The organism is Ferdinandcohnia jepli (genome assembly GCF_047246645.1).
In the GTDB taxonomy this organism is placed as follows: domain Bacteria; phylum Bacillota; class Bacilli; order Bacillales; family Bacillaceae_L; genus Ferdinandcohnia.
The window spans coordinates 13,002-29,530 of sequence record NZ_JBFOKR010000032.1 but is presented as its reverse complement, the minus strand read 5'-3'; the positions used below and the strand labels follow the sequence as shown (position 1 = coordinate 29,530).

Below are 16,529 nucleotides of genomic sequence, written 5' to 3'. Positions count from 1 at the left end.
AATTGGCAGGCATGAGCCCAGTTCAATACCGGGTCCATACTAGCCAATTAGCTGCTTAATATAAAACTCTAACTTTTTGGGGTCACATCATTGCAAGTGCTTTTTTTTATCATTTTTTTAAACATTAAATCGGAAATGGATAACATCCCCGTCTTGTACAATATATTCTTTTCCTTCCAGACGAACCTTTCCTGCTTCACGAGCAGCATTCATAGAGCCGCCATTCAGTAGATCATCATAAGAAACTGTTTCTGCACGAATGAATCCTCTTTCAAAGTCCGAATGGATAATACCCGCACATTGTGGTGCCTTCATACCTTTTCTAAAGGTCCATGCTCTTACTTCTTGGACACCAGCAGTAAAGTAAGTTGCTAATCCTAATAAATGGTATGCAGCGCGAATTAACTGATCCAAACCTGATTCTTCAATTCCTAATTCCTCTAGGAACATTGCTTTTTCTTCACCTTCAAGTTCCACAATTTCTGATTCGATTTTTGCACAAACAACGATAACCTCTGCATTATCTTTTTCAGCAAATTCACGAACCAATTGTACGTATTCATTTGATGAAGGGTCTGCTACATCATCTTCGCCTACATTGGCAACATAAAGTACTGGTTTAATAGTTAGCAAATGCAATCCTTTTACAAATTTCATTTGTTCATCTGTGAATTCAACAGTACGTGCTGGTTGTTCACTCTCAAAAGCCTCTTTAAGTTTTACAAGAACTTCATGCTCATACACAGCATCTTTATCTTTTTGTTTTGCAAGCTTCGCCACACGATCAATTCGCTTATCTACTGTTTCCAGGTCAGCTAAGATCAGTTCTAAATTTATTGTTTCAATATCTGATATAGGATCTACTTTACCAGCAACATGGGTAATATTGTCATCTGCAAAGCAACGAACAACATGACATATTGCATCAACCTGACGTATATGGGATAAAAATTTATTACCTAAACCTTCCCCTTTACTAGCACCTTTTACAATCCCTGCGATATCGGTAAATTCAAATGTAGTAGGTACAGTTTTTTTAGGTTGAACTAGTTCTGTTAATTTATTTAAACGCTCGTCTGGTACTTCTACAATCCCTACATTAGGGTCGATTGTACAAAACGGGTAGTTTGCTGATTCTGCTCCAGCTTGAGTAATTGCATTAAAAAGTGTTGATTTTCCAACATTAGGAAGACCAACGATTCCTGCTGTTAACGCCATCTTCTTTCCACTCCTCTTTTTATCCGTAACAAATGTAACCTTTCACAATTATAGATATTACCTGTAAAAAAAACAAGCCGTTTCAAAATAGAAACGGCTCCTATATTAGTTTGGATTCAATATTTATATCTTTTCAATCGAAACTAAGCAATCATATAGCGTACTGCCAAGTCCATTATCCGAAACCTCATGTGAAGTAAGGTTATTTACACTACCACCAAATATATGCCATTGGCCCTCATCAATACAAATTACATTAGGAGACGAATCCTTTAGAATTTGCACTTTGCCTTGAACTTCACCACGGTCGTTAAAAACTCTTACAGTATCGTTCACTTGTAACCCCTGTTTCTCAGCCACATCCTGAGATATCTCCACTTTAATAGACTGCATATTTTCTATTAAGTGGTAATGCTGAGAATGATTTGAACGCAACGGGTGTATTGTTAGTAAAGTATAAGGATATTTATTTGCTAATACTTCATTTGAATAATGAGACTCCCTCGGATAAGACAACTTTAACTTTCCATTCAACCCTTTTGCCTCACCTAAAGAGGAAGTAAATTCATATTTACCAGATAGTGTTGCAAATTGTCTGTCTTGCCAAGGTACTAACTTAACAGGAAGTGGGATATGGCTTTTTTCTTGTAACTCTTCAAAGGATATACCTTTTTCCTGTAAATCACCTAGACCCATTTGAATAAATTCTTGTCTAGAGTAATTGAAATCCTCTCCAAATCCAAGTTTCTTCGCTAATTCCGTCCACACCCAGACGTCAGATTTGACTTCTCCTGGTGCTTCAACCAATTTTGGACCATAATTCACAAAATGGTGATACATAGATGAATAGTAGATGTCCTCTTCTTCAAATACAGTTGCAGATGGAAGAACATAGTCAGCCATTCGAGCAGTATCAGTCATAAACTGTTCAAGCACAACTACTGTATCAACAGATTCAAACGCTTTTTTAACAAGACTTGAATTCGGTACTTGAGTTAACGGGTTCCCGCAGGTTACCACTACCATCTTTACAGGAGGATCATTCGCCGTAAGTATTCCCTCCGCTTGTTCCATCATAGTAAATGATCTAGAAGCCTGTTTTCGTTCTGGTAGAGTAAGCGCAGAACTATCAAAACTCTGTCCAACCTGTGTATTTCCAAAATTAGCTCCACCACCTGCAATACCGATATTCCCGCTTACTGCAACAAGTGCGTCAATTAAACGAATCGTATTCCCGCCATTCGCATAGCGCTGCATTCCTAACCCCATATATGTTGCAGTAGGTCCATTGCTATAAATGTGAGCTAATTCTAAAATTGTTTCACGTGAAACATTTGTTATTTCTTCAATTTCTTCTAGAGAAATAGATTCTATTACTTTTAAAAGGTCAGAGTAACCTACTGAATGATTTTGAATGAATTCTTTGTCTTCCTTCTCTAAACGAACAATTTCCTTGATAATCCCAATTGCTAAGAAGCCGTCCATGCCTGGTGTAATTGGAATATAAGAATTTGCTATTTTTGCAGTTCCATTATACATTGGGTCAATAACAATAATATTTGCACCTTTTTTCTTCACTTCCTGTAAAAATCCAAATAAGTGCATATTAGTTCTAGTTACATTTCTGCCCCAAATTACTATGTTTTTACTGTTATATATATCTTCAGGTGCATGGCTGCAAGCATTGCCAAAGTCCCAATTTTGAGCTTCAATACCTGCCCCCCAACAAATGCTTCCGATTACTTCTGTTACTCCGCCATAACAATTAAAGAAGCGTTCAGCTATCTTGGTCAATAACCCTCCATTTGCATAATCATGGCTGTGTAAAACGGCTGTTGTACCATATTTATGTTTAATATCAACGAACTTCTCAGAGATTTCAGTTAGGGCTTGTTCCCATGTGATTTTATGAAATTCACCATTTATATTTTTCAGTGGATATAAAACACGATCGGGTGAATTTGTTCTTTTTTCTAGCATTCTTCCTCTTCCACAAATTTTCCCTTTAGTAATTGGGTGGTCCTTATCACCCTCTATTTTAACAATTTTGCCATCTTCAACTTCAACAACAAAACCACAGCTATCCCAACAATTTAACGGGCATGCAGATTTAAACGTAGCCAATCTACTCTCTCCCCCAGTCTTCTCTAAATATCTATATAACTACTAAATACTTTTACTTATTATATAGCAGTAATCAATTAAATACATAATAATATTACTTTGATATACTTCCAAATTTTGTTTGAAAGTGAGGGCGATATTTTAATTAAAGATACTATCCTTGCTTTCACTTGTAAGCAGAAATAACATCCACCGTTGCTATAAATACTGTATGAAGTTATCTTTTATTAGATAACTCGGTGATTGCCGAGCCTTTAGGCGACAGCAGAGCCGTAGTTGCACTTATGCAGATAGGAAAGAATTTTATACTTTCCTATCTGCTAAAATATAAAAGCATGAGATTACTCCTCATGCTTGACTAAGATTTTCTTCATTTTTCTTCCGAACTCTTTTCGTGGTATCAGTACACTGTGTGCACATCCTTCACACTTAATTCGTATATCCATTCCTAATCGAATGATTTTCCATTTGTTTGTACCACATGGATGAGGTTTCTTCATTTCTACAATATCGTTTAGACCAAATTCTTTATCTACCATATTATCACCCTCTACCCTTTTGATTCTCCTGATTAGTTTGATTACTATCATCATTACGATTGTATAGAACTAAACGTGGGAAAGGAATTTCTATGCCATATTCATCAAGACGGTTTTTAACTTCCTTCCTGATCATTCTAGACATATACCAGTGCTTCATAGGTTGCACCTCACATGTAATACGCATAACAACCTCTGAGGCAGCCAGGTTTTGAATTCCTAATAATTGAGGAACATTCACGATTTCTTCATATCTACTAGGCAATTCCTGTAGAAGCTGTTCAATGACTTGTTCAGCTTTTGAGATATCACTTTCATACGCAATACTTACGTCTACTATCGCTACACTATTATGAATTGAAAAGTTTGTTACTTCCATAATACTACCATTCGGGATAATATGTAATTCCCCCGCTGCTGATTTTATCTTTGTTGTTCGTAAACCAATTTCTTCGACCGCTCCCTCAAAAGCACCAATTCTTACATAATCCCCTACAGAAAATTGATCCTCAAATATAATAAAAAATCCTGTTATAATATCTCTTACTAAGTTTTGTGCACCAAAACCGACAGCTAATCCTAAAATTCCTGCTCCTGCTAATAAGGCCCTAATTGGGATTCCGACCGTTTCTAGTACCATCATAATAACAACGAAATAGATCACATAGGTAAGGACATTTTCAAGAAGTTTTACTAGTGTCGCCTCTCGCCTTTCCGATATAAATCGCGGGCCTCTGTCTCTTTGTCTAAAAATCCGTTGAATCATCGCCTTTCCCACTCGAATAGCGATGGCAGCCACAATTAAGATTAAAATTATCCTTAAAATTCTTGTTCCTATTAAAAGCCACATATCACCGTCAGTGACGTAAGCTGACAGTTCCGTATAAATCGAGTCCATCCATTGCAAAGAATATCTACTCCCTATCACAATAAATTGAAAGTTGTTTTATTGTATTGTACCAAGAATTCACTTTAAGTTGTAGCGGTTTACGATTGGATACAGGAGTAATACTGCCAATAAATAAAGGTTAGCAATACCATATAACGGATATAGAATCGATACTAGTGTTGAAAAGCCAAAGGTTGTAAATGGTGCCATTAATAATATTAGTATAATAGCAATTGACCAAAGAGGTAGTTTCATCTTTTCTTTAAAACGTGTTGTTAAACCTAATAATCCAGAGGCTGCTGTTGTAAATATCGCCCCGAATAAAAGAACAGACATGACTAGCACAATGATGTACGGAAAGTTTTTTAGAATAATAAAAAGCGGTATCTCATATAACATAATTTCTTGAGCAATATCAATCAATGCTTCGTTATAAATAAACGAAATAACACCTAAAAACAATCCGCTTCCTAAACTGGCAATCCATGCCTCTCCTTTGGATTTCATTTCCTTACCTATTGCACCTAAGACTGCAACAAGTGGCAGTATATTAAGTGCCGTAAACGTAAATGCTGCTGGCCAATTCTCTTGTTGGTCCAGGGCAAATACAAACTCCCTTTGAGCTGAGAAAAGAAAAATGACTAATACTGTTATTAAAAAAATAATTAACAATGGGATAATTATTATATTAATGGAAATTAACCCATTTATATTACGTAAAAATACTAGGACAAGAAGGAAGCTGAATATAATGATTCCCCACCAAAAAGGGATATTAAAGAGTTCTAGTGTAGCACCCCCTCCCGCAAGCATGACAATTGTTGTTGAAAATAAATACAAAATTGTAATGCCATCATACAAATGTGCTAATTTAGGTCCAATTAACTCTTTCAAAACCGGAACAAAGTGTTCTGTTTTTTTCTCGTATGCTATCTTCATGATTGTATAACAACAAATAACAAAGATAAAAGTAAAGAGAATGATAGCCATCCCACTCTGCTCACCGAAAAACTGCCATATTTCTCTTCCAGATGCATAACCTGCACCTATAGCAGTTCCTAATATAAAAACATCCATTTTACCCCTGCCCGAAGCATGAAATCCCCCCATATTTCTATCTTTTTTTATTTTCTAAGCAGTATTAAATCTTTCATCGCCCCTATATCCAAACCTATTTGACAGCTTGCTTATTAGTTTCTTTCATTCAAGATGTATAGAACTCACGATATCTCCGTATACTGATACTACAGTTAATAAGGGGTGGAAAACCTATGAATCTTAAATACAAGTTTTTTGATAACCATAAAAGTGAACCATTTCGTATTCCCTATGATCAGGAATTAGCGGATAATCAAATCGCTTTAAAGATTTCCTCAATGCTGCCCGATACCAGCCAGCCCGTAGTTATTTTTTGTATAGGAACTGACCGTTCAACAGGTGATTCACTTGGTCCTCTTATAGGCACGAAAACTATGGAAAAAGGACTGTCCCACTTTCATGTATATGGCACTTTGGACGAACCTATACATGCAGTTAATCTTCTTGAGAAAATTGATAAGATAAAAGAGAAACATAAAGACCCATTTATTATTGGCATAGACGCTTGTTTAGGGCGTTTAAAAAGCGTGGGGATGATTACCATAGGGGAAGGCCCAATCAAGCCTGGGGCTGGTGTAAATAAGGAATTAACACCTATTGGAGACATGCATATAACCGGAATTGTCAATGTTAGTGGATTTATGGAGTTTTTTGTCCTACAAAATACGAGGTTAAGCTTAGTAATGAAGATAGCAAATACTATCTCCAATGGTATTTGTTTAGCAGAAGCAAAATATGCTAGAAAAATGGAGATTGAAAACCTTCATGAAGATCATTACAACTCTCTATAAATGCCTTATAGATATCCTTCTGCATAGCTCTTAAGCAAATAAAAAAACCTCTTCAATGGATGAAGAGGTTTTTAGAAAATACCCTGTGTAAATAAAAGAATTGTATTCCAATAATATACACCTGTTACGAGTATGGCTGTAATTAAAATACCTGGTAAAAGGTTAGCTACCCGGATTTTTGTAATTCCTAATAGATTAAGTCCAATAGCCAGGATCATTAAACCGCCAGTTCCTGTCATTTCGACAATAAACGAGTCCATTAAACTACTTGGAACCCACTTTTCAATTTGTGTTGCAAATAAAGCAATAGAGCCTTGATAAATCATAACGGGAATTGCTGAAAATAATACTCCAATTCCTAAGGTTGTTGCTAAAATTAAACTCGTAAATCCATCGATAATGGATTTAGTGTACAGAACATGATGATCTTGTCTCAAGCCGCTATCTAATGCACCAATAATTGCCATAGCACCAATTACAAAAATTAGAGTTGCAGTAACAAACCCCTTTGCAAGGGTACCTTCACTTGACGACGAACCAACCTTTTTTTCAATCCAAATACCAAGGGCATTCAGCTTATCATCAAGCCCCCACCATTCGCCTAGTATAGCTCCAAAAACAAGGCTGAAAATAACGATTAAAAACTGTTCGCTTTTTAATCCCATCTGTATACCTAATAGACTAACAGCTAAGCCAATTCCTTGCATTACCGTTGATTTAATATTTTCAGGAATACGATGAAGTAACTTTCCAATAAAAGTACCTGCAATAATACATATTCCGTTTACAATTGTCCCTAACAAAACCACTTTTCATTTCCCCTAGTATAATTTAAGTAGTAAAAAGACAGACTTTACTACAGTAAATATCATGTAGTCTATTTTATTTCTTTCAAAATATAAAAAATGACTGCAGGCCCATGTTTGATAGTGTAATCAAACGATAGACATGCAGTACTATTATTATTTTATGATGAGATACTTGGTGACTCTAATAGTTCTAGAATTCGCTCAAGGTCTTCATTAGAGAAAAATTCAATTTCAATTTTTCCTTTTTTCTTGTTTTGTTTGATTGTTACTGAAGTACCAAAACGTTCACGAAGATACGTTTCTTGTTCTTTTATAAAGACATTTTTTTCTTTTTTTGGTTTCGTTGTTTCACGTGGAACATTTTGATTCAATTGATTAACCAAATTTTCTAGCTGTCGAACATTTAATTGTTCAACTATTACTTTCTCCACGATCGCATTTAGCTTTTCTTTCTTTTTCAATCCAAGTAGTGTCCTACCATGTCCCATTGATAACTTTCCTTCTGAGATTAATAGCTGAACATGTTTTGGCAGAGATAATAAACGAAGATGGTTCGCAATATGTGGTCTACTTTTCCCTAACCTCTTTGCAAGTTGTTCCTGAGTAATTTTCAGATGGTCAAGTAAGGATTGATATGCAAAAGCCTCTTCGATAGGTGTAAGATCTTCACGCTGTAAATTTTCTAATAATGCTAGTTCCATCATTTGTTGTTCAGTTAATTCCCTAACAACAACAGGTACAGTAGTTAACTTTGCTTCTTTTGCAGCACGAAAACGTCTTTCTCCAGCTACAATTTCAAAGCCTTTTATACTTTTTCTAACAATTAATGGTTGAAGTATTCCATGTGTAAGAATTGATTCTTTCAGTTCGGTAATTGCATCAGGCTCAAACGTTTTACGTGGTTGATAAGGATTTGGTCGTATCTCAGTAATCTTAATTTCTTGTACTTTTTCTTCAGTTCCAACCTCAGGAAATAAAGCGTTAATACCTCTACCCAATCCTTTAGCCATTCACAATCACTTCCTTTGCAAGATCTAAGTATACCTCTGCACCTCTTGATTTTGGATCATAAATAATGATTGGTTCACCATGACTTGGTGCCTCACTCAATCGGATATTACGAGGAATAATTGTTTTATATACTTTATCTTGGAAATACTTTTTCACTTCTTCTATTACCTGTAATCCAAGATTTGTTCTTGCATCAAGCATAGTTAGAAGTACACCATCAATCATCAAATCAGTATTTAAGTGTTTTTGAACTAAGCGTATCGTGTTAAGTAACTGACTTAACCCTTCCAGCGCGTAGTACTCACATTGTACTGGAATGATAACTGTATCAGATGCAGTTAATGCATTAAGTGTTAGTAATCCCAGTGATGGCGGGCAATCAATAATAATATAATCGTACTGGTCCTTTACTTCTTCCAATGCACGTTTTAATCTCACTTCACGGGATATTGTTGGAACAAGTTCGATTTCAGCCCCTGCTAATTGTATAGTTGCAGGAATCATATATAAATTCTCAACTGCTGTTGGTACTGTTACATCCTTCGCAGCTACATCATCAACCAAAACATCATAAATACACTCATCTACATTTGCTTTTTCTATGCCACAACCACTTGTTGCATTTCCCTGAGGATCAATATCAACAAGTAGGACTCGTTTTCCAACATATGCTAAGCATGCACTAAGATTAACAGAAGTAGTTGTTTTCCCTACTCCACCCTTTTGGTTTGCAATTGAGATGATTTTCCCCACGATGTCACCTGCTTTCAAATAAAAATAGTTCTTTCACTTTTTTACATAGATACATGAAAAGACACCAATTTACGCCACTTTTAGCAGTAATTCGTGTTTTTTCTACCTTACTATGTACGTTTGGTGAGTAACTCTAGAATTCTATCTATCACTTTTTCTATTCTATCATGAAAAAATGATAGGTATTATCTTTTTTTAAAAAACATCGCAAAAAATGTTTCACGTGAAACATTTTCATAGTAGAAAAGTATTCGGGTTATAAAAAAATACAACAAAAAAAATTTCCACATCATTACTATTGATGTGGAACTTTTAAGGTTTTATTATTACTTTTTTTTAGGAATGCGAATCGTAAATTGATAAAATTCTTCAAACTCTTCTTCTTCTGTATTGAGTGAAACACCACTTTCCTCAACCATTGTTAATGACTGACGAATTGTGTTCATTGCAATTCTCATATCTCTACTAAAAGCTTTAAATTTAGGTCTTGGTTTTTTTTGTTCTTTTTCTAGTTCTTGTATCTTATTAACGCGATCTTCCGTTTGTTTTACATTAAGTTCTTTTTCAATGATATCATGCATGAGTTTAATTTGCTTTTCAGAATCCTTTAAAGGAATAAGCGCACGAGCATGCCGTTCAGTTAGCTTTTTCTGCATTAGCGCTTCTTGAACTTCATTAGGAAGCTTTAATAAGCGCAACTTGTTTGCAATAGTCGACTGACCTTTTCCCAGGCGTTGAGCTAAGGCCTCTTGAGTTAAATTATGTAATTCTAGTAATCTAGCATACGCATAGGCTTCTTCAATCGCAGAAAGCTCTTCCCGTTGCAAATTTTCTATTAATGCAACTGATGCCGTTTCAGCATCATTAAAGTCCTTTACAATAGCCGGAATTGTCTCCCATTCGAGGGATTGACAAGCTCTCCAACGGCGCTCACCCGCAATTATTTCATACTGATTCTCTGCAAATTGGCGAACAACAATTGGCTGAATAATACCGTGAGTACGAATTGTTAAAGCCAATTCCTTTATTTTATCCTCAGCAAAAACAGTTCGTGGTTGAAAACGGTTAGGAACAATTTCATAGATTGGGATTTGTCTGACCTCTTCGTTCAGGTGTACTTCTTCATCATCTATTGGAACTTCTATCTCTGTTTCGGTCACCTGTTCTTCATTCAAAAGCTGATTGTTACCTTTTTCACCTATACTGAATAAGCGTGAAAATGGAGACTTCATAATTACACCACCCCTTAGGAAACTCCCACTATTACATTTTCTCTACTACAACTTTCATACCTTCTATTATAACATGAATTTACTAAAAATCTTACAATCTTTCTACTAATTGAATTCTAATTACTTGTAGAAATAATAGTAAGCTAATTACTATTATTATAGAATTAACTTACTTATAAAAGAAGGTTAAAGACTTTGCTCTAACCTTCTCATATTATTTAATAGGTGTACGATTTGGAGTCCCCGGTTTACGAGGATACTTCCTCGGTGTTGTTTTTTTCTTGTCAATAACAACAATGTTTCGTTCACTATTTTCAAGTGGCAATAAAAAATGATGTACATTCTTTACCTCACCACCTAGTGTCTTAATTGCATTTTGACTGTCTTCTAGTTCCTCTTTAACAGATGCGGCTTTCATTGCTAGAAACGTACCATTTACCTTTACAAGTGGTAAGCATAATTCACTAAGCACCGAAAGACGAGCGACTGCCCTTGCCATAACTAAATCGTATGATTCTCGAACTTCCTGTTTTTGCCCAAATGTCTCAGCTCGATCATGATAGAACATCACGTTATCTAACCCAAGTTCCTTGGAAAGTTCATTTAAAAATGTAATCCGTTTCTGTAAGGAGTCAACTATTGAAACATGTAAATGCGGAAAACAAATTTTTAATGGGATACTAGGAAAACCAGCACCCGCTCCAACATCACATATTGTTTTCGGTTGTGAAAAATCATAAAAAAACGAAGCTGAAATGGAATCATAGAAATGTTTTAAATATACCTCTGGTTTATCTGTAATAGCAGTGAGGTTCATTTTTTCATTCCATTCAACCAATAATCTAAAATAAGATTCAAATTGTTCTAGCTGCTGAGAAGAAAGAGTAATACCTTTCTCCTCCAACATGCTTGTAAATAATGAAGTATCCATATAGAATTCCCTTCTTATTAGTTAACTCTAGCTATTTTACCTTGTTCTAAATAAACGAGTAAAATTGATATATCAGCAGGGTTCACACCCGAAATTCTAGATGCCTGTGCGACTGATAAAGGTCTAACTTCCTTTAATTTTTGGCGAGCTTCATTTGCCAAACCAGAAATCGCATCATAATCAATATTTTCAGGTACCTTTTTATCTTCCATCTTTTTAAGTCGTTCTACTTGTTGTAATGACTTTTGAATATATCCCTCGTATTTAACCTGTATTTCTACCTGTTCAGCAACCTCAGGATCTATAGCAATATCGCTTGGAACAATCTTTCGTATATGTTCATATGTCATTTCTGGTCTTTTTAACAGATCACTTGCCAGTATCCCGTCTTTAAGTTCACTTCCACCAACAGATACAATCAACTCTTGAACTTCCTTTGTTGGTTTAATACGAACTGAGTTAAGACGTTCTTTTTCCTGTTCAATCGTTGCTTTTTTAGATAAAAATGCCTGGTAACGCTCATCAGAAATTAATCCAATTTCATGACCTAAATCAGTTAAGCGAAGGTCTGCATTGTCATGGCGTAAAAGTAAACGATATTCTGCACGTGATGTTAGCAAACGATATGGCTCATTTGTTCCTTTCGTTACTAAATCATCGATAAGAACCCCAATATATGCGTCTGACCGGCTTAATACTACTTCTTCCTTACCCAATGCACGTAAACCGGCATTTATACCTGCCATAATACCTTGTCCCGCTGCCTCTTCATATCCAGATGTTCCATTGATTTGTCCCGCTGTATAAAGGTTTGTAATCTTCTTTGTTTCAAGAGTTGGCCATAATTGGGTTGGGACAATTGCATCATATTCAATTGCATAACCAGGTCTCATCATTTGTGCATTTTCTAGGCCTGGTATGGTAGTTATTAATTTATGTTGGACATCTTCTGGAAGACTTGTTGATAGTCCTTGTACATATACCTCTTGAGTATTTCTACCTTCAGGTTCAAGGAAAATCTGATGTCTCGGTTTATCGTGAAATCGAACTACTTTGTCCTCTATTGAAGGACAATATCTAGGACCAGTTCCTTTAATCATTCCAGAATACATCGGAGAACGATGAAGATTTGCATCAATTAGTTGATGAGTCTCTTCACTTGTATACGTTAACCAGCACGGAAGTTGGTCTGTAATATATTTTGTAGTTTCATATGAAAACGCCCTAGGTGTTTCATCACCTGGTTGGATTTCCGTTTTGCTATAATCAATCGTATTACTATTTACACGTGGTGGCGTACCTGTTTTAAAACGTACTAAATCTAACCCAAGCTCTTCTAAGTGTTCCGATAACTTAATTGATGGTTGTTGATTATTTGGGCCACTTGAATATTTAAGTTCTCCAAGTATGATTTCACCACGCAAAAATGTACCAGTTGTGATAACAACCGTTGTTGCACGATATTCGGCACCTGTTGTTGTGATAATACCTTTACATACATCGTCTTCAACAAGTAATCGTTCAACCATTCCCTGTACAAGAGTAAGATTTTTTTCATTTTCTAATGTTTTCTTCATTTCATGTTGGTAAGAAAACTTGTCAGCTTGTGCACGTAACGCACGTACAGCTGGCCCTTTTCCTGTATTAAGCATTCTCATTTGGATATGGGTCTTATCAATATTTTTCCCCATCTCCCCACCTAGTGCATCAATTTCACGAACAACAATTCCCTTTGCAGGGCCACCAACTGATGGGTTACATGGCATAAACGCGACCATATCCAAATTTATCGTAACCATAAGTGTTTTTGCCCCCAAACGAGCAGAAGCTAATCCAGCCTCACAGCCTGCATGGCCAGCACCTATGACAATCACATCATAAAAACCTGCATCATAGCTCAAAATTAATACCTCCTCTATCTACTTACCTAAACAAAATTGCGAGAAAAGCTGATTAAGTAAACTTTCGTGTACTGTATCGCCAATTATTTCACCTAAAAGCTCCCAAGTCCGTGTCAAATCAATTTGAACCATATCAATTGGCAAATCAGATTCAATACCTGATATTGCATCTTCAATTGTTTTCTTTGCTTGCGTTAATAATGCAATATGCCTAGAATTCGAAACATACGTTAGATCACTTGCTTCGAGAGTTCCTGTAAAGAATAAGGATGATATTGCATTCTCCAAATCATCAACACCTTGTTGTTCTAGTAAGGATGTAGTAACAATTGGTTGATCCCCAGCAAGTTCTTTTACACGGTCTAAGTTCATTTTCTGTGGTAAGTCTGTTTTATTTATAATAATGATGGTTTCCATTCCCGAAACAGCCTCAAATAAACGTTCATCTTCTTCAGATAACTCTTCACCATAATTAAGAACAAGTAAGATAAGATCTGCTTTTTTTAATACTTCTCTAGATCTCTCTACACCAATTCGCTCAACAATGTCTTCCGTTTCGCGGATTCCAGCTGTATCAACGAGTCGTAACGGTACACCTTTTACGTTAACGTACTCTTCGATAACATCTCTTGTTGTACCAGGAATATCTGTAACAATTGCCTTGTTTTCATGAACAAGACTATTTAATAAAGAGGACTTCCCAACATTAGGCCTTCCAATTATAACAGTAGAAAGACCTTCCCGGAGTATTTTTCCTTGATTTGAAGTTTCTAAAAGCTTTTTTACTTCATCCCTTACATAAGATGCCTTTTCAAGAAGGACACGATGTGTCATTTCTTCTACATCATCATATTCCGGGTAATCTATATTTACCTCAATATGGGCCAAGGTTTCAAGTAGCTCCTGACGTAGTCTATTAATAAGTATAGAGAGTCTTCCCTCCATCTGCCCAATCGCTACGTTCATTGCACGATCTGTCTTTGCACGAATTAAATCCATTACAGCCTCTGCTTGAGACAAGTCAATTCGTCCATTTAAAAACGCACGTTTTGTAAACTCGCCTGGTTCTGCTAATCTTGCTCCATTTGTTAACACAAGCTGCAAAACGCGATTCACAGATACTAGTCCCCCGTGACAGTTAATTTCAATTACATCTTCTCTTGTAAAAGTTTTAGGTCCTCTCATAACTGTGACCATTACTTCCTCTACTACCTCTTTTGTATCCGGGTCAACAATATGCCCATAATGGATTGTATGTGACACTACTTCACGTAGATTCTTCCCTTTAAATATTCGACTTGCAATCTCTACTGCTTCATCCCCACTAAGCCGTACTATCGCAATTGCTCCTTCTCCCATTGGAGTTGAGATAGCAGCTATTGTATCAAACTCCATACCTTCACCTCATTTAATACACGTTTGCTTCTATGTAAAATTTATACCTGTGTATATCTTCTTTCATTACTTTTTATTAGTATTACCTATTTATCCACAAGGATAACAAATCAACGAAACTCACAACAAACTATCCCCATTTTATCTTATCCACATGTGAATAACAATAATGAAGAATTATACTCACATCATTACTACCCTTTCACTAACAATACTGACTTATTAACAAGCAATGAAAATAATAGTACAATCTTCGACAAGGCTCACAATCCTTTTATCTATTTACTGCTAGACCATTAGATTGAAGTCGACATAGCTATGTTAGCTCTCTTTAGGAACATCATTTTGGACAAAAAAATCCTAGGCCATTTTAGCCTAGGATTTTAATTTGATATTAATCTGCTAATGTTATAACAATATGTCGATTAGGATCTGCACCATTGGATGATGTTTTTACTTTAGGATTATTCACTAAAGCAGTATGAATTACTTTGCGTTCATAAGAAGGCATTGGTTCCAAAGCAACTTTCTGCTTCGTTCTAACTACTTTATCTGCTAGTCTTTCGGCTAACTGAACCAATGTCTCTTCACGTCGACCACGGTAATTTTCTGCATCAACCATAATATTTAAATATTGATCTGAAAAACGATTTGCGACAAGTTGTGTTAAATACTGCAAAGAATTAAGAGTTTGACCTCTTTTTCCAATTAATAAAGCAATTTTTTCTCCGGAAAGATTAAACATTACATTCTTACCATTACGTTTTACATCTACTTTTGCAGAAACACCCATCGTTGAAACAACTTTTTCAAGGAACTTTTGAGCTTCTTCAACTGGATCAATCAGAACAGTAACCTTTACTACTGCTGGTTTTGATCCAAAAATACCAAATATTCCTTTTTTACCCTCATCGATGATCTTAATTTCTGTGCGGTCTCTTGTTGTGTTAAGTTGAGCTAAAGCTGATTCTACTGCTTCATCGACGGTTTGCCCTGTAGCAGTTACTTGTTTCACTTTTTTGCTCCTCCCGCATTGCCAGATGCTGCTTTTAGATCTGGACCTTTAATTAATATTGTTTGGACAACCATAAAGATATTACCTACTACCCAGTATAATGATAATGCAGCTGGGAAGCTTATTGCAAATACAACAATCATAATTGGCATTAACCAAAGCATCATTGTCATTTGTGGGTTATTTTCCATTCCAATCATTGTAATCTTTTGTTGGATAAACGTTGTTACACCAGCAACTAAAGGTAAAATGTAGAATGGATCTGCTTCACCTAAATCAAACCATAGGAAGTTATGTTCAGCAATCTCTCTAGTTCTCATAATTGCATGATAGAAACCAATTAAGATTGGCATTTGAATTAATAATGGAAAACATCCAGCTAAAGGATTAACACCATGTTTTTGGAAAAGCTGCATTGTTTCTTGTTGTAGCTTTTGTTGTGTTGCCTGGTCCTTAGAACTATATTTTTCACGAAGCTTTTGAAGCTCTGGTTGAATAGCCTGCATTGCTTTTGAACTCTTTGTTTGTTTAATCATTAGCGGCAATAATGCAAAACGAATGATTAATGTAACAACGATAATAGCTAGACCATAATCACCAAAAAGTTCTCCAAAATATGTAATGAGCCATGATAATGGATATACAAAATATTTATTCCATACTCCTTCACTTTCAGCTGTAATTGGCTCGTTTACCTCCGTACAACCCGTCAAGAGCAATAGCAAACCAATCAGCATACTCAGTAGTAATATTCGCCTTTTCAACAACATTTCCTCCTAATTCTAGATATCCTATAAAAAATTTATTCCTTTATTAGTAACGG

Annotated in this window: 15 protein-coding genes; 1 reads left to right on the top strand and 14 read right to left on the bottom strand. The window is 35.7% G+C overall.

The features are described from left to right. Positions 1-117: 117 nt before the first annotated feature. The 5 genes from ychF to AB3M96_RS22765 form a co-directional block, all read right to left on the bottom strand. Positions 118-1,218: a redox-regulated ATPase YchF gene (gene ychF / locus AB3M96_RS22785; protein WP_412969908.1), complete on the bottom strand. Its 1,101-nt coding sequence runs from the start codon at positions 1,216-1,218 to the stop codon at positions 118-120. Positions 1,219-1,341: 123 nt separating this feature from the next. Next, a complete protein-coding gene (locus AB3M96_RS22780) occupies positions 1,342-3,342 on the bottom strand; it encodes a molybdopterin-dependent oxidoreductase (RefSeq protein ID WP_412969907.1) in 2,001 nt (666 codons plus the stop codon). Positions 3,343-3,683: 341 nt separating this feature from the next. Continuing rightward, the gene (locus AB3M96_RS22775; protein ID WP_412969906.1) at positions 3,684-3,881 is read right to left on the bottom strand and encodes a DUF951 domain-containing protein; all 198 of its coding nucleotides are present in this window, start codon (positions 3,879-3,881) and stop codon (positions 3,684-3,686) included. 4 nt (positions 3,882-3,885) lie between these two features. After that, on the bottom strand, positions 3,886-4,788 hold the full coding sequence (locus AB3M96_RS22770) for a mechanosensitive ion channel family protein (protein WP_412969905.1): 903 nt from the start codon (positions 4,786-4,788) through the stop codon (positions 3,886-3,888). A 60-nt stretch (positions 4,789-4,848) separates the two neighbouring features. After that, the gene (locus tag AB3M96_RS22765) at positions 4,849-5,847 is read right to left on the bottom strand and encodes a YkvI family membrane protein (protein ID WP_412969904.1); all 999 of its coding nucleotides are present in this window, start codon (positions 5,845-5,847) and stop codon (positions 4,849-4,851) included. A gap of 194 nt (positions 5,848-6,041) precedes the next feature. On the opposite strand from AB3M96_RS22765, the gene yyaC reads away from it, so the two are divergent. Beyond that, positions 6,042-6,659 carry a spore protease YyaC gene (gene yyaC, locus AB3M96_RS22760; protein ID WP_412969903.1) on the top strand — a complete coding sequence of 206 codons (618 nt, stop codon included), beginning with the start codon at positions 6,042-6,044 and terminating at the stop codon, positions 6,657-6,659. 71 nt (positions 6,660-6,730) lie between these two features. On the opposite strand, the gene AB3M96_RS22755 is transcribed toward yyaC, so the two are convergent. The 9 genes from AB3M96_RS22755 to spoIIIJ all read right to left on the bottom strand — a co-directional run bounded on the left by AB3M96_RS22755 (position 6,731) and on the right by spoIIIJ (position 16,476). Continuing rightward, positions 6,731-7,468, bottom strand: a complete 738-nt coding sequence (locus tag AB3M96_RS22755; RefSeq protein WP_412969902.1) for a DUF554 domain-containing protein — start codon at positions 7,466-7,468, stop codon at positions 6,731-6,733. 158 nt (positions 7,469-7,626) lie between these two features. Beyond that, positions 7,627-8,478, bottom strand: a complete 852-nt coding sequence (locus AB3M96_RS22750) for a ParB/RepB/Spo0J family partition protein (RefSeq protein WP_412969901.1) — start codon at positions 8,476-8,478, stop codon at positions 7,627-7,629. Beyond that, positions 8,471-9,232 carry a ParA family protein gene (locus AB3M96_RS22745; protein ID WP_412969909.1) on the bottom strand — a complete coding sequence of 254 codons (762 nt, stop codon included), beginning with the start codon at positions 9,230-9,232 and terminating at the stop codon, positions 8,471-8,473. Before AB3M96_RS22745 ends, AB3M96_RS22750 begins: the two co-directional genes overlap by 8 nt. 326 nt (positions 9,233-9,558) lie before the next feature. Next, positions 9,559-10,464, bottom strand: coding sequence for a nucleoid occlusion protein (gene noc / locus AB3M96_RS22740; RefSeq protein WP_412969900.1), 906 nt, complete (start codon positions 10,462-10,464; stop codon positions 9,559-9,561). A gap of 214 nt (positions 10,465-10,678) precedes the next feature. After that, positions 10,679-11,395, bottom strand: coding sequence for a 16S rRNA (guanine(527)-N(7))-methyltransferase RsmG (gene rsmG, locus AB3M96_RS22735; protein WP_412969899.1), 717 nt, complete (start codon positions 11,393-11,395; stop codon positions 10,679-10,681). A 17-nt stretch (positions 11,396-11,412) separates the two neighbouring features. After that, a complete protein-coding gene (mnmG, locus tag AB3M96_RS22730; protein WP_412969898.1) occupies positions 11,413-13,296 on the bottom strand; it encodes a tRNA uridine-5-carboxymethylaminomethyl(34) synthesis enzyme MnmG in 1,884 nt (627 codons plus the stop codon). 18 nt (positions 13,297-13,314) lie between these two features. Next, entirely contained in the window at positions 13,315-14,691 is a 1,377-nt protein-coding gene (gene mnmE / locus AB3M96_RS22725; protein WP_412969897.1) for a tRNA uridine-5-carboxymethylaminomethyl(34) synthesis GTPase MnmE, read from the bottom strand. Between the two features lie 394 nt (positions 14,692-15,085). Beyond that, positions 15,086-15,706 carry an RNA-binding cell elongation regulator Jag/EloR gene (jag, locus tag AB3M96_RS22720; RefSeq protein WP_412969896.1) on the bottom strand — a complete coding sequence of 207 codons (621 nt, stop codon included), beginning with the start codon at positions 15,704-15,706 and terminating at the stop codon, positions 15,086-15,088. Further along, positions 15,703-16,476, bottom strand: coding sequence for a YidC family membrane integrase SpoIIIJ (spoIIIJ, locus tag AB3M96_RS22715; protein WP_412969895.1), 774 nt, complete (start codon positions 16,474-16,476; stop codon positions 15,703-15,705). Before spoIIIJ ends, jag begins: the two co-directional genes overlap by 4 nt. Positions 16,477-16,529 lie beyond the last annotated feature (53 nt).

Excerpts from the sequence above, each read along its gene's own strand:
- ychF (WP_412969908.1), bottom strand. The coding sequence starts at position 1,218 with ATGGCGTTAACAGCAGGAATCGTTGGTCTTCCTAATGTTGGAAAATCA.
- AB3M96_RS22775 (WP_412969906.1), bottom strand. The coding sequence starts at position 3,881 with ATGGTAGATAAAGAATTTGGTCTAAACGATATTGTAGAAATGAAGAAA.
- AB3M96_RS22765 (WP_412969904.1), bottom strand. The coding sequence starts at position 5,847 with ATGGATGTTTTTATATTAGGAACTGCTATAGGTGCAGGTTATGCATCT.
- yyaC (WP_412969903.1), top strand. The coding sequence starts at position 6,042 with ATGAATCTTAAATACAAGTTTTTTGATAACCATAAAAGTGAACCATTT.
- AB3M96_RS22750 (WP_412969901.1), bottom strand. The coding sequence starts at position 8,478 with ATGGCTAAAGGATTGGGTAGAGGTATTAACGCTTTATTTCCTGAGGTT.
- noc (WP_412969900.1), bottom strand. The coding sequence starts at position 10,464 with ATGAAGTCTCCATTTTCACGCTTATTCAGTATAGGTGAAAAAGGTAAC.
- rsmG (WP_412969899.1), bottom strand. The coding sequence starts at position 11,395 with ATGGATACTTCATTATTTACAAGCATGTTGGAGGAGAAAGGTATTACT.
- mnmE (WP_412969897.1), bottom strand. The coding sequence starts at position 14,691 with ATGGAGTTTGATACAATAGCTGCTATCTCAACTCCAATGGGAGAAGGA.
- spoIIIJ (WP_412969895.1), bottom strand. The coding sequence starts at position 16,476 with ATGTTGTTGAAAAGGCGAATATTACTACTGAGTATGCTGATTGGTTTG.